This is a genomic window from Williamsia sp. MIQD14 (genome assembly GCF_051025635.1).
Lineage (GTDB): Bacteria > Actinomycetota > Actinomycetes > Mycobacteriales > Mycobacteriaceae > Williamsia_A.
Window position 1 is genome coordinate 241475 of the sequence record NZ_JBPFDG010000004.1, and the last position, 13815, is coordinate 255289.

At 71.1% G+C, this 13815-nt stretch carries 14 protein-coding genes; 13 read left to right on the forward strand and 1 reads right to left on the reverse strand.

Going from position 1 to position 13815, the window contains the following annotated elements; translation table 11 throughout:
* Window positions 1-19: 19 nt before the first annotated feature.
* From ACQ7HM_RS15755 to holA, 12 genes are all read left to right on the forward strand, one after another.
* Window positions 20-718, forward strand: a complete 699-nt coding sequence (locus ACQ7HM_RS15755) for an HNH endonuclease family protein (protein WP_434217185.1) — start codon at window positions 20-22, stop codon at window positions 716-718.
* Window positions 719-751: 33 nt separating this feature from the next.
* The gene (locus ACQ7HM_RS15760; protein ID WP_434217186.1) at window positions 752-2071 is read left to right on the forward strand and encodes a glutamate-5-semialdehyde dehydrogenase; all 1320 of its coding nucleotides are present in this window, start codon (window positions 752-754) and stop codon (window positions 2069-2071) included.
* Window positions 2068-2997 (forward strand): AAA family ATPase, encoded by a 930-nt coding sequence (locus ACQ7HM_RS15765; RefSeq protein WP_434217187.1) that lies wholly within the window; start codon window positions 2068-2070, stop codon window positions 2995-2997. Before ACQ7HM_RS15760 ends, ACQ7HM_RS15765 begins: the two co-directional genes overlap by 4 nt.
* A 47-nt stretch (window positions 2998-3044) precedes the next feature.
* Window positions 3045-4442, forward strand: a complete 1398-nt coding sequence (locus ACQ7HM_RS15770) for a vWA domain-containing protein (RefSeq protein WP_434217492.1) — start codon at window positions 3045-3047, stop codon at window positions 4440-4442.
* A gap of 44 nt (window positions 4443-4486) precedes the next feature.
* A complete protein-coding gene (gene nadD, locus ACQ7HM_RS15775) occupies window positions 4487-5350 on the forward strand; it encodes a nicotinate-nucleotide adenylyltransferase (RefSeq protein ID WP_434217188.1) in 864 nt (287 codons plus the stop codon).
* Entirely contained in the window at window positions 5347-5709 is a 363-nt protein-coding gene (rsfS, locus tag ACQ7HM_RS15780) for a ribosome silencing factor (protein WP_045823206.1), read from the forward strand. The genes nadD and rsfS overlap by 4 nt, the downstream gene beginning before the upstream one ends.
* 35 nt (window positions 5710-5744) lie before the next feature.
* Window positions 5745-6407, forward strand: coding sequence for a histidine phosphatase family protein (locus ACQ7HM_RS15785; protein ID WP_434217189.1), 663 nt, complete (start codon window positions 5745-5747; stop codon window positions 6405-6407).
* A 23-nt stretch (window positions 6408-6430) separates the two neighbouring features.
* Window positions 6431-7228 (forward strand): diglucosylglycerate octanoyltransferase, encoded by a 798-nt coding sequence (octT, locus tag ACQ7HM_RS15790; protein WP_434217190.1) that lies wholly within the window; start codon window positions 6431-6433, stop codon window positions 7226-7228.
* A gap of 24 nt (window positions 7229-7252) precedes the next feature.
* A complete protein-coding gene (locus ACQ7HM_RS15795; RefSeq protein ID WP_434217191.1) occupies window positions 7253-8113 on the forward strand; it encodes a DegV family protein in 861 nt (286 codons plus the stop codon).
* 95 nt (window positions 8114-8208) lie between these two features.
* Entirely contained in the window at window positions 8209-9303 is a 1095-nt protein-coding gene (locus tag ACQ7HM_RS15800; RefSeq protein WP_434217192.1) for a ComEA family DNA-binding protein, read from the forward strand.
* A gap of 119 nt (window positions 9304-9422) precedes the next feature.
* Entirely contained in the window at window positions 9423-11078 is a 1656-nt protein-coding gene (locus tag ACQ7HM_RS15805; RefSeq protein WP_434217193.1) for a ComEC/Rec2 family competence protein, read from the forward strand.
* On the forward strand, window positions 10963-11919 hold the full coding sequence (gene holA / locus ACQ7HM_RS15810) for a DNA polymerase III subunit delta (RefSeq protein WP_434217493.1): 957 nt from the start codon (window positions 10963-10965) through the stop codon (window positions 11917-11919). The genes ACQ7HM_RS15805 and holA overlap by 116 nt, the downstream gene beginning before the upstream one ends.
* 116 nt (window positions 11920-12035) lie before the next feature.
* Here holA and rpsT read toward each other — a convergent pair whose 3' ends face one another.
* Window positions 12036-12296, reverse strand: coding sequence for a 30S ribosomal protein S20 (rpsT, locus tag ACQ7HM_RS15815; RefSeq protein WP_434217194.1), 261 nt, complete (start codon window positions 12294-12296; stop codon window positions 12036-12038).
* A 324-nt stretch (window positions 12297-12620) separates the two neighbouring features.
* Between rpsT and ACQ7HM_RS15820 the strand changes: the two genes are divergently transcribed.
* Window positions 12621-13754, forward strand: coding sequence for a sulfotransferase family protein (locus tag ACQ7HM_RS15820; RefSeq protein ID WP_434217195.1), 1134 nt, complete (start codon window positions 12621-12623; stop codon window positions 13752-13754).
* The last annotated feature ends 61 nt before the right edge of the window (window positions 13755-13815 follow it).

The following is a 13815-nucleotide window of genomic DNA, read 5'->3' on the forward strand; positions in this document are numbered from 1 at the left end:
GTCCGTCGGCGGTGATGCGATGACCGGCCGGGTGGCGCTGTCGCCGCGGGCGTGGCTGTCGTTGCTGGCGTGGGTCACGATCACGGTGACCGTCGCCGTCGTCGCGGTGTGGCCGTCGCAACCGCACATGCCGCACCGCGATGTCGCTGCGGTGCGCACCGCGCTGTCCGCGGTGCCTGTCGTGGCACAACGGGCCCGCCCCGAGCACTACGACCGCGCGGCGTTCGGGACGGCCTGGGCCGACGGCTCCGACGCCCAGGACGCCGGCAACGGCTGCGACACCCGCAACGACATCCTCGATCGCGACCTGCGCGACAAGACCTATGTCGAGGTCGCGTCGTGTCCGCGGGCGGTCGGCAGCGGCGAACTGCGCAGTCCCTACACCGGCGAGTGGATCGACTTCCGCCGCGGGCGTGGCAGCGGTGCCGACGTCCAGATCGACCACATCGTCCCGCTGTCCTACGCCTGGGACATGGGTGCGGCCGGATGGGAGGCCGCCACCCGCCTGCGTTTCGCGAACGACCCCGCCAACCTCGTCGCGGTCGACGGGGACTCGAACCAGGACAAGAGCGACTCACCGCCGTCGGCGTGGATGCCGCGACGGACCTCGTTCGCCTGTCAGTACGCGGTGCAGTTCGTGACCGTCCTCGTCACCTACCGGCTCTCGGTCGACGCGGGGTCGGTCCCGGTGCTGCGTCGGTCACTCGACCGCTGCTGACCGGCGGTGATGCCCCCGCGTTAGGCTGGGTCGATGAGCGCACCCACCGCCGACGCCGCGGTCGCCCGCCCAGCCGGCCCGTCCGCGGGAACACCGTCGCGGGCCGAGGCCGGAGACTCCATCACCGACGCGGTCCACACCGCGGCCCGCGCCGCGAAGACCGCCGCACGAGTGCTGGCGCGCCAGACGACGACCACCAAGAACGGCGTGCTGCTCGCCGCGGCCGACGAACTGCTCGCCCGGACCGCCGAGATCCTCGACGCGAACGCCACCGACATCGACCGTGCCCGTGCGAACGGGACCGCCGACAGCCTGCTCGACCGGCTCCGATTGACCGAGGCGCGGGTGGAGGCCATCGCCGACGGTCTGCGTCAGGTCGCGACACTGCCCGATCCCGTCGGCGACGTCGTGACGGGCAAGACCCTGCCGAACGGGCTCATGCTCCGCCAGGTCCGGGTGCCGCTCGGCGTGATCGGCATGGTCTACGAGGCGCGCCCGAACGTGACCGTCGACGCCTTCGGCATCGCCCTGAAATCGGGGAACGCGGTGGTGCTGCGCGGATCGTCATCGGCCGCGCGGTCCAATGCCGCGCTGGTGACCATCCTGCGCGAGGTGCTCACCCGCGCCGGCCTTCCCGCCGACATCGTGTCGCTGCTGCCCAGCGACGACCGCGCGAGCGTGACCGCCCTGATCCGGGCGCGCGGGCTCGTCGACGTCGTGATCCCCCGTGGCGGAGCAGGTCTCATCGACGCCGTCGTCCGCGATGCGACCGTGCCGACGATCGAGACCGGCACCGGCAACTGTCACGTCTACGTCGCGGCGTCGGCGGATCTCGATGTCGCCGAGAGCATCGTCGTCAACTCCAAGACCCGCAGGCCCAGTGTCTGCAACACCGCCGAGACCGTCCTGATCGACGCCGCCGTCGCCGATGTCGCCCTGCCGCGGCTCGTCTCGGCGCTGCAGGCACACGGTGTGGTGATCCACGGCGACGAACCGGGCATGGAACCCGCCGGCGACGCCGACTGGTCCGACGAGTACCTCTCCCTCGACATCGCCGTGAAGGTGGTGGCCGGGATCGACGAGGCGATCGCCCACATCGACCGTTACGGCACGGGCCACACCGAGGCCGTCGTCACCACCGATCTCGCGGTGGCGACCGAGTTCACCGACCGGGTCGACGCCGCGGCGGTCATGGTCAACGCGTCGACGGCGTTTACTGACGGCGAGCAGTTCGGATTCGGTGCCGAGATCGGCATCTCCACCCAGAAACTGCACGCGCGCGGCCCGATGGGTCTGCCCGAACTCACCTCCACCAAGTGGATCGTGTGGGGCCAGGGACAGACGCGCCCGTGACCGACACCGCAGCCACCACGACCCCGCCCGGGCTCGGCGGTCCGGCCGTCTCGCCGGTCTTCACCGACACCGACGACGTCCGCACCCGACTCGCCGCGACGGGCTACCTCGCCGACACCGCGACCGCGACGGCGGTCTTCCTTGCCGACCGGCTCGGTAAGCCCTTGCTCGTGGAAGGTCCCGCGGGTGTCGGCAAGACCGAACTGGCGCGGGCGATCTCGCAGACGTCGGCGGCCGAGCTCGTCCGCCTGCAGTGTTACGAGGGCATCGACGAGGCCCGTGCGCTGTATGAGTGGAACCACGCCAAGCAGATCCTGCACATCCAGTCGACCGGGCAGCGCGGGTGGGACGAGACGAAGGCCGACATCTTCTCCGCGGAGTTCCTGCTGCCCCGGCCGTTGCTGCGGGCCATCTCGCGCACCGACCCGACCGTGCTGCTGATCGACGAGGTCGACAAGGCCGACGTCGACGTCGAGGGTCTGCTCCTCGAGGTGCTCAGCGATTTCGCCGTCACGATCCCCGAGATGGGAACCGTCGCCGCGGTGCGCCGTCCGATCGTGCTGCTCACCTCGAACGCGACGCGCGAGCTGTCCGAGGCGCTCAAGCGCCGGTGTCTGTACCTCTACATCGACTTCCCCGATCCGGCGCGCGAGCGTGAGATCCTGGCCTCGCGGGTGCCCGCGCTGTCGGACGCGATCGCTCGCGAGATGATCCGGGTGATCGGGGTGCTGCGGTCGTTGGATCTGCGCAAGAAGCCGTCGGTGGCCGAGACCATCGACTGGGGCAACACCCTGCTCGCGTTGGGGATCGGGGAGAAGCCGCGTGGTCGGCTCGACGACGAGATCCTCACGCGCACCCTGGGCGTCGTCCTCAAGCATCGCCCCGACCTCAAGGCCGCGGCGGTGGAGTTGAAGCTCGACCGATGACGTCACCCCTCGTCGGTCGCCCGCGTCGGGGGTCCCGCCGCGGCGATGTGGGGGCCCATCTCGTCGATCACCTCACCGGGTTCGTCGACGACCTGCGCGACCGCGGGATCGTGGTGGGTCCGGCGTCGTTGATCGACGCCGCCTGCGCCACCGAGGTCCTCGATCTGCTCGACCGCACCGGGCTCCGTGAGGGTCTGGCGTGCACGCTCGTCACCGATCACACCCAGCGACCGGTGTTCGACGCGGTGTTCGACCTGTGGTTCCCGCTCGGGACCGGTACCCGCACGACCGAACTCGAACTGCCCACCGACGACACCGGTGCGGTCGACATCGACGCGGTCCGCGAGATGGTCGCCGAGATGCTCGCCGACGGCGACGCGGAGAACGACGGGCGTCTGGCCCAGTTGATCTCGTTGATCGTCGATCAGATCGGCGGCTACCGCTCGACCCGCGGCGACGCATTCTCGACGTATCAGGCGATGTCGACCATCCGTCCGCAGACCCTCATCGCCCGGATCGCCGCGGCCATGGCGGCCGCGTCGGACGACGACGCGGACGGCGGTGTGGGACCGCGCTATCGACGGTCGGCCGCCGACCGGGTGAGTCGTTTCGGCGACCTGGTGTCGGAGGAGACGCGGCGCCGGATGACCGAACGGTCGGGACGCGAGCGCGTGGGGGAGTACGCCGTCCCCACGCTGCCGGAGAACATCGCGTTCCTCTCGGCCGGTCGTGCCGAGATGATCGAACTGCGTCGTACCGTCGACCCGCTCGCGCGTCTGCTCGCCGCGAAGCTGGAGGTGCGGCGCCGACGGGCCCGACGGGGTGTCGTCGACATCCGCAAGACCCTGCGGGCCTCGATGTCGACCGGCGGTGTCCCCATCGATCTCACCTATCGCCGCCCGCGACCGGGCCGACCGGAACTGGTCATCCTGTGCGACGTGTCGGGCTCGGTGTCGGGGTTCTCGCAGTTCACGCTGCAGCTCGTCCACGCGCTGCGACAGCATTTCTCCGCGGTGCGGGTGTTCGCGTTCGTCGACACCGTCGACGAGGTGACCGACTACTTCAGCAGGCGTCCCGACGACATCGACATCTCCACCGCCGTCACCGAGATGCTGCACAACGCGCGGCTGATCACCCGCGACGGTCACTCCGACTACGGTCACGCCCTCGCGGGCTTCGTCGACGACCACATCGAGTCGCTCACCCACCGCGGCGCGCTCCTCGTCCTCGGCGACGGCCGCAACAACTATCACGCCCCCCGGTTCGGGGCTCTGCGCGCACTGGTCGACCGTGCCCGCCACGCCTACTGGCTGAACCCCGAATCCGAGTCGCTGTGGGACACCGGTGATTCGGTCGCGCAGGACTACTCGACGATCATCGAGATGCACGAATGCCGCAACGCACGCCAGTTGGCGCAGGTCATCGCCGACCTGCTGCCGGTCTGAGCGTGTCGGTTCCCCCGGTGGGCGGCCCCGTAGACTCCGCAGACATGCCCGAGATCCGTCCGACCGCGCCGGTCGAGTCGACCGCATCGGTCGGCACGCGCGGACGCCGACGGGTCGGCGTGATGGGTGGCACCTTCGACCCCATCCACAACGGGCACCTCGTCGCCGCGAACGAGGTGGCCGACCGGTTCGATCTCGACGAGGTCATCTTCGTGCCCACCGGTCGTCCCTGGCAGAAGTTGTCCGACGAGCAGGGATCTCCGCGCGGCGAGGCGACGGTGGTCCCGGCGGTCAGCCCGGCCGAGGACCGTTACCTGATGACCGTGATCGCGACCGCGGCGAACCCGCGGTTCTCGGTGAGCCGCGTCGACATCGAGCGTCAGGGCGACACCTACACCGTCGACACGCTGCGCGACCTGAGTCGGATGCACCCCGACTCCGACCTCTACTTCATCACCGGCGCCGACGCGCTCAGCTCGATCCTGACCTGGCACGACTGGGAGGAACTGTTCGCGCTCGCGCGTTTCGTCGGGGTCAGCCGACCCGGTTACGAACTCGGTGCCGCCCACCTCGGAACCCACCTCGCGACGTTGCCGTCCGACGCGCTGCACCTCATCGAGGTGCCGGCGCTGGCGATCTCCTCGACCGACTGTCGCGACCGTGCCGGTCAGGGACGACCCGTCTGGTACCTCGTGCCCGACGGTGTCGTGCAGTACATCACCAAGCGGCGGCTCTACCGTGTGCCGCGACCCGAGTCGCGCGGGGTGTCGGGGCCGTCGGTCGACCCCGACGGCGCGGTGCACCCCGCGACCGCAGACGCCACCGATTCCTCCCGGCCCGGGGACACCTCCCCGGCCACACCCACCCCGGCAGACGCCGAGACCATGTCTTCGAGAGGACACCTGTGACAGCCACCCCCGAGGCGCTCGCGATGGCGAAGGTCGCCGCCGACGCCGCCTCCGACAAGCTCGCCGAGAACGTCACGATCATCGACGTCTCCGAGCAGTTGGTCATCACCGACCTGTTCGTGATCGCCTCTGCGGGCAACGAACGTCAGGTGGGCGCCATCGTCGACGCCGTCGAGGAGAAGCTCCGCGAGGTGGGGCACAAGCCGCTGCGCCGCGAGGGCGCCCGCGAGGGCCGATGGACGCTGCTCGACTACTCCGAGATCGTCGTCCACATCCAGCACAGCGAGGAGCGCGAGTTCTACGCCCTCGACAGCCTGTGGAAGGACTGCCCCGTGGTCGACCCCGAGACCCTCGCGTGAGTGGACCCGACACCGGGGACAGTTCTGTCGAGCGGATGACCCCGGTGGTCCGTCGGTTGATCCTGCTGCGGCACGGGCAGACCGACTACAACGCGGCGAGCCGGATGCAGGGTCAGCTCGACACCGATCTGTCCGAGGTCGGCGTCGCCCAGGCGCGCGCGGCGGCCAGGGTGCTCGCCCGACGGTCCCCGCGCCAGATCATCTCCTCGGATCTGCGGCGTGCGTTCGACACCGCGAAGGCCCTCGCCGACGTCGTCGGTCTACCGATCACCACCGACCGACGGCTGCGCGAAACCCATCTGGGCGACTGGCAGGGCCTGACCCATCACGAGGTCGACGACCAGATGCCGGGCGCGCGCCGCGACTGGCGGGACGACTCGACGTGGCGTCCGCCGCAGGGCGAGAGCCGGGTCGACGTCGCCGAACGCTCGATCCCCGTCGTCACCGAACTCGTCGAGAGCCTCCCCGACTGGGGCAGCGGTCCCGACGCGGACAACCCCGTGGTGCTCGTCGCCCACGGTGGCGTCATCGCGGCGATGACCGCGGGACTTCTGGGCCTCCCGCAGCGGTCGTGGCCGGTCTTCGGTGGCCTGGCCAACACCAGTTGGGTGCAGCTCAGCGGGCACGGCGACGCCCCGGTGTGGCGCCTGGACGTGTGGAACGCCTCGGCGGAGATCGCCGACGCCGCCGTGCAGTGACGGCATCGGACGACAGCAGTTCAGTGACGGCATCGGACCGTCGGCCCGACAGCGTGCTGGTGTTGTCGGATTCGCTCGCCTACTACGGGCCCGAGGGCGGGTTGCCCGCCGACGACCCGCGTATCTGGCCGTCCATCGCAGCCGACGGTGTGGGCATGCGGTCGGAGCTCTTCGGTCGGATCGGGTGGACGACCCGTGACGTGTGGTGGGCCATCACCCAGGATCCGCGGATCTGGGCGGCGATCCCCACGGCCCGGGTGGTGGTGATCGCGATCGGCGGCATGGACACCCTGCCGTCGCCGCTGCCGACCGCGGTGCGCGAGCAGATCCGCTACCTGCGCCCGTCGTGGCTCCGGCAGGCGGCGCGTACCTCCTACGGGCGGCTGCAACCGCTGTTGTCGCCGGTGGGGTGGCCGGTGGCGTTGCCGGCGCCGGTGACCGTGGAGTACCTCGAGAAGATCCGTGCGGCGTTGGCGATGGTGCGGCCCGACCTGCCGGTCATCCTGTGTCTGCCCTCGACGCACAGCAGTCCGTACTACGGGTTCGTGCACACCGCCCGCGCCCGCCACACCAGTGCGATGCGACGGTGGGCCGCCGACCACGCGGTGCCGACGGTCGACTTCTATCCGGTGACGGCGGCGCATTTCGCCGCCGAGGACCGCGAGGCGGGCCCGCCGGCGATGATCGCCGCCGACCACAATCCCGACGGGATCCACTGGGGCTTCGCGTGCCACACCGCCATCGGTGCCCTGGTGACCGACGCCGTGCGGGCGGCGACCGGTGACGATCGGACGGTCGCGGCACCGCCGACACCGCGCTGAGGCGCGCCCCCTACTCTGGGCGGCGTGACCGTGGTGGTGGTGACCGATTCCTCGGCGCGGTTACCCGCGCCGATCCGTCAGCACTACGACATCCGTCAGGTCCCGCTGCACGTGATGAACGGCGACCTGAATCTGTCCGAGGACGTCGACGACATCGGTCCCGAGATCTACAACGACCCCACGACGACCACCTCCGGTGCCGTACCCGCCGATCTGGCCGCCGCGTTCGAGCAGGCGGTGGCCGACAGCGGTGACGACGGTGTCGTGGCGGTGTTGATGAGCCGGCGTCTGAGCGGGACGTGGGGTTCGGCGCGTGTCGCCGCGGAGAAGTTCCCCGGACGGGTGCGTGTGGTCGACTCGCGGTCGGTGGGTCTCGCCGTCGGGTTCGCGGCCATCGCCGCCGCGCAGGCCGCCGCAGCGGGTGCCGACCTCGATCGCGTGTACGAGGCAGCCATCCGCGCCGGGTCGACCAGCGAGACCCTGCTGTGTGTCGCGCACCTCGACAACCTGCGCGCGAGCGGTCGGATCGGTGCGGCGACAAAGCTCTTCGGGTCAGCGCTGTCGATCAAGCCGGTGCTGCGGGTGGTCGACGGCACGCTCGTGGTCGCCGAACGGCAACGCACCCTCAGCAAGGCGGTCACCAAACTCGTCGACGCCGCCGTCGCCGCGACCCACCGTCGCCCCGCCACGATCGGCGTCCTGCACTGCGAGGCACCCGAGGCCGCCGCCGACATCGTGGCCCGGATCAGTGACCGGGTGCGCACAGTGTCGGTCATCACCTCCGACATGGGTCCGGTGCTCAGCAGCCACGTCGGCAGCGGCGCCGTGGGTGTCGTGATCAGTACCGAACTCGAGCCGGTCGAGGGGTACGAGACCCCGGCCTGACCGATCGCTCCACAGCTGCACCGCCATCCACATCTGTGGTGATCACACCGCGTCGCGCCCTCTGCGGGCCGCCCCGGGGGTCCTAGCGTCGCGGCATGGCACTCAGCTCTCGGTCTCCGCGTCGCGGCGATGGTCTCGCGCGCCTGCAGCCCTCCGATCCCGCGGCGCGTCTGCAGTCGGGCACCGCGCCGTGGGCGCGACTGGGCGACGATGTCGTGTCCGGACCCGATCTCGACCTGGCCGACCCCGACCGGCGTCATCCGCGATTCGAGGACCCGGCCTGGCTTCCCGACGAGGACGACGGTCCCGACCTCCCGCAGTCACCGGGATGGGACCGACCCGCCGCGCCACGGTGGCTCGACCCGGCCGAGGACGCCGACACCGGCGAGGCGCCCTCGCGACCGCGCACCCGGGATCGTCGTCGGCGCGAACTGCTGATGGCGCCGCCCGCGGCGATCGCGCTCGTGGTGATCGGCCTGCTCGCGTGCGTGGTCACCGTCTACACCGTCGTGTCCGGCTCGTCGGACGAGGCGCCGACCGTCGTCGCGTTCCCCTCGAGTGCGGGTGCGGCCGCGCCGTCGGATCGTGACACCGTCGCGGCCACCTCCGAGAACTCCTCGTCCGCGCCGCGGCCCTCGCCCTCCGGGGCACCGGCCGAGGGGTCGGCCATGGTGGTGAGTGTCGTCGGTCTCGTGAAGACGCCGGGACTGGTCCATCTGTCGACGACCGCGCGGATCGCCGATGCCATCGCCGCCGCCGGTGGCGGTCGGCCGGGAGCCGATCTGCTGAGCCTGAACATGGCGCAACCGGTGCGCGACGGCGATCAGATCCTCGTCGGCTTCGCCGATCCGTCCGGCGGCCCGCGGTTGCGCAGTGCGGTCGTGTCCGGGGGTGGCGCGGCGGTCGCCACGACACCCGGCGATCGTGGGCCGAGCGGGTCGGCGCCGTCTTCGGCCGCGTCGGGGTCGGGAGGGGCGTCGGGGTCGGCGGGGACCGTGGACCTGAACACCGCCGACGAGGCGGCACTGGACACCCTGCCCGGCGTCGGGCCGGTCACGGCGGCCGCGATCGTCGAATGGCGCACGCGCAACGGCCGGTTCACGTCGGTCGATCAGCTCGCCGAGGTCGACGGGATCGGGCCGGGGCGGCTCGCCAAACTCCGCGACCGTGTCTCCGTCGGGGCGGGGTGAGCGGGGGATCCCGGCCCGCGCCGCTGCCGGATGCTGCCCCCGCACCCCCGGCGGGGTCGGTCACCGACCTCCGATTGATCGCGCCGGCGTCGGCCTGCTGGGCCGTCACCGTGATCGGGGTGATCGCTCCACCCGTCGTCACCGGATCTGTCGCCGCGATGTGTGGAGTCGTCGCGGGCCTGGCCGCGATGGTCGTGCGGCGTGGTGGTCACCGCCCGGCGACGGTGGAGGTGATGGTGGTCCTCGTCGCCACCGCCGGCATCAGTGCGGGATTCGGCACGGCCATCACGATCCGCGCGGCATACATCGCGGACAGTCCCATGGCCGCAACCGAACTCGTCGGCCACAAGGTGACCGCCGCGATGACCGTCGTCGACGACGCCCGGACCCTGCGCGGGCCGGGGCCACCCCGCGTGAGGATCGCGGTGCGAGCGGCGCCGGTGCGGTCGGGTCGCGCCCCTGTCGCCGCGACCTTGACCGCGCCGCAGGACGGGTGGGCCGACCTGGTGCCGGGCCAGCGGGCGGTGGCCGTCGTCGCGGTCGACCGTCCCTACCGCTCCGACCTCACGGCCGCCGCGCTGCGCACCACCATGCCGCCGCAGGCGGTCGCCCCGCCGCCGCGACACCAGATCTGGGCCACCGCGGTCCGCACGCGACTGGCGACCCTCGCCCGACGACAGTTGCCCGCCGCCGAATCGGGGCTGCTGCCCGGACTGGCGGTGGGGGACACCGAGGGCCTTCCCGACGACGTCGTCGACGAGTTCCGCACCGCCGGTCTGACCCATCTCGTCGCGGTGTCGGGAGCGAATTTCGCGATCATCGCCGGTGCGGTGCTGCTCGTGCTGCGGATGTGCGGCACCCCGCGCACGCCCGCAGCACTGCTCACGATGGTGGTGCTCGGCTGTTTCGTCCTCGTGGTGCGACCGTCGCCGAGTGTCGTGCGCGCCGCGTTGATGGGTCTCGTCGGCCTGATCGCGCTCATCGCCGACCGCCGGACCGCCGCGATACCTGCGCTCGCGGTGGCGGTCCTCGGCGTCCTGATCATCTGGCCAGCGATGGCCGTCGACCCGGGCTTCGCGTTGTCGGTGGCGGCCACGGCGGGTCTCATCGCCCTCTCGCCGCCGATCCGAACCTGGTTGTGCGAGCGAGGGTGTCCGCGCGTCCTCGCCGAGCTCCTGGCGGTGGCGGTGGCCGCGCAGCTCGTCACCATCCCTCTGGTGGTGATGATCTCGGGGTCGGTCGGGCCCGTCGGGGTTGTCGCGAACATCGCGGTCGCCCCGGCCGTCCCGGTGATCACCGTCCTGGGCACCCTCGCCGCCGCGGTGGCCGGTGTGTCGACCGTGGCCGCGGCGGTGATGATCCGGCTGTGCGAGCCGTCGCTGTGGTGGATGATCCACGTCGCTGACGTGGCCGCACGCGCCCCCGGGGCGAAGGTCGCGGTGCCCGACGGCGTCGTCGGTGCGGTCGTGGCGGCCGCGGTCGTCGTGGGTGTCGTGGTGACGGTGCGTGCCATCACCCGGGCGACGTCGCACGCGACCCGTGGTTCGCCGGCGGGGGAGCGACTCCGGTGGGCACGTGTCCGCTGGTCCTACGTCGTCCGCTGGTCCTCTGTCGTCACACCGGTCTGGCAGCATTACCGGCGTGACCGACCGACTCCATCTGCTGCTGGGCGACGACGACTTCCTGGTGGAACGCGCAACGGCCGCCGTCCGCGCCGAGGCGATCGCCGCGGCCGGGGGCGCCGATCTGCCGGTGACCCGCGTACGCGCCGGTGACGTGAGCGAACACGAGCTCGCCGAGCTGCTGAGCCCGTCGCTGTTCGCCGACGAACGGATGGTCGTGGTCGAGGCGGCCGGCGAGGCAGGCAAGGAACCCGCCGCGGCGATCACCTCGGCGGCCGAGGAACTCCCCGAGGGCATCACCCTGGTCGTGGTCCATTCCGGTGGCGGCCGGGCGAAGTCGATGGTCGCCGCGCTGCGCAAGGCCGGTGCCCGCACCCATGACTGTGTGGGCTCGACCCGCGTCGGTGACCGCATCGACTTCGTGAAGAAGGAGTTCGCGTCCCACGGGGTGCGGGTCACCAACGATGTGGTCACGCAGGTCGTCGAGGCCGTCCGCGCCGACCTGCGTGAGCTCGCCGCCGCGTGCAGTCAGCTGGTGTCCGACACCGGCGGCAAGGTCGACGCGGCCGCGGTCGCCACCTACTACTCGGGACGTCCGGAGGTCACGGGTTTCGAGATCGCCGACTGCGCTGTCACCGGCGATCGTGCGGGCGCTCTCGAGGCGCTGGCGTGGGCCGGCCATCACGGCGTGCCCCACGTGCTGCTCGCCGACGCGCTGGCGGAGGCCGTGCACGGCATCGCCCGGGTGAAGAGCGTCGGCGGTCGCGACCCGAATTCCGCCGCCGCCGAACTGGGCATGCCGCCGTGGCGGGTGCGGAAGGTGCAGTCGCAGGCCCAGGCTTGGGATGCGCCGTCGATCGCGCGGGCCATGTCCGTCGTCGCGACGCTCAACGGTGACGTGAAGGGCCAGGCCGCCAACGCCGATTACGCACTGCAGCGTGCGGTCGCCGAGGTGGCCGAGCTCAAACCCTCGGTCGCCCCCCGCTCGAGGTAGCGCCGATCTTTCGGCAGCCCGACGTCAGGACACGAAAAACCCCGGATGGTCGATGCAGCACCATCCGGGGTCGTACCCGCCGTCGACGCACCCGGGTGGGGTGCGTCGCGGACGGATCAGAGCTTGTTGAGAGAAAGCGCCATGGCAGACTTCTTGTTGGCGGCCTGGTTGGCGTGGATGACGCCCTTGCTGGCGGCCTTGTCGAGCTGGCGCCCGGTGGCGGCGAGCAGCTCGGTCGCCTTCTCCTTCTCACCGGCGTCGACGGCCGTGCGGAAGTTGCGGAGCGCGGTACGCAGCGCCGACCGGACCGACTGGTTACGCCGACGGGCGACCTCGTTGGTCTTGTTGCGCTTCACCTGCGACTTGATGTTTGCCACGCGTCACTACCTCTTGATCTTCGATGCGACACCCCCGTGGGGCGCACATCAGTTGCGGAATTCACTGTGTCGTACTGCGAAGAATGTGGTGATCCCTCACCTGCTCTCGCCGACCTCTCCGAACGAGTCGGACACGTCGTGAGCACCAGCGATGGACTTTACCGCACGCTGCGGTGACCACCCAAATCCGCGAGGTGCCCGTACAGCCCCCGGGCCGGGCCCGATGTGTCCGATACAGTCGTCGACGATGTCCCTTTCCCCGGGTTCGACCGCTTTCGCCGTGCCGCCCGCCGTCGCCGTGCGGACCCCTCCGATCGTGAATCGATGAGCCGTCCCACCGTCGTCATCCACGTGGGCCTGCCCAAGACCGGGACGACCTACCTGCAGGATCGGTTGTGGCGCAACCGCGACACGGCGCTGCGGGTCGGAGGTCTGCTGTACCCCGGGGTGGAGATGAGCGATCACTTCCACGCCGCGGTGCACCTGCAACCGGACCGCTACCTCGACTGGGTCGACCCGGCGCATGCCGACGCCTGGGGTCGGATGGTCGCCCAGATGCGGGGCTGGCCGGGAACCTCGTTGGTGTCGCACGAGTTGTTCTCCACCGCCACCGCCGAGCAGGCCCGTCGGGTGGTCGCCGACCTGGACTTCGCCGACGTCCACGTCGTCGCGACGGTCCGTGACCTCGCTCGCCAGCTGCCGTCGGTGTGGCAGGAGAACGTCAAGAACCAGCACACGAGCACCCTCGACGAGTTCATCGAATCCCTGCGGCGCGATCCGATCGAGCGCCAGGAACCGTTCTGGGAGTTCCAGGATTTCGTGCGCATCCTGCGCACCTGGGGCGACGGCCTACCGTCCGACCGGATCCATCTCGTCACCGTGCCGCGATCCGGTTCGGGCCCGTCGGCGTCGTTGTGGGACCGCTTCACCTCCGTCCTCGGGGTGGACGGCGCGGAGCTCGACGTCCCGGTGCCGCCGAGCAACGCCGCACTCACCCCGCCGCAGGTGGAACTACTGAGGGCTCTCAACACCCACCTGCAACCCGACACCGTCGCCTGGGACCGCTACGAGTGGGCGGTCAAGCGACACCTCATCGGCGACATCCTGTTCGACACCGTCGACCGCCACGGTCGGTCGCTGACCGTCGACCAGTCGTGGTGGGCCGCGGAGCGTTCCGACGCCATGATCGCCGCCGTCGTCGACGCCGGGTTCGACATCGTCGGTGACACCGACGATCTGCGGGTCGACTCGGTCACCGGGACGGACGACGATGTCGACGCGACGGGTGAACCGACACCGGAGGAGACCCTCGAGGTCGCGGTCGCCGCGCTGGCGCGGATCCTCGCGACGATGCCGATGCCCGCGCGGCATCGCGGAGTGCGGTCCCGCGTGGGGGCCGTCGTCCGCGGTGGTCGTCGTCGTGCCGCGGCGCTCGCGCTGCGCCGCCGCGCCCGGTGACCGAGCCGCGAACAGCGTGTCCACCTGCGACGCGACCCCGCGCTCGCGGCAACCTCCTGCC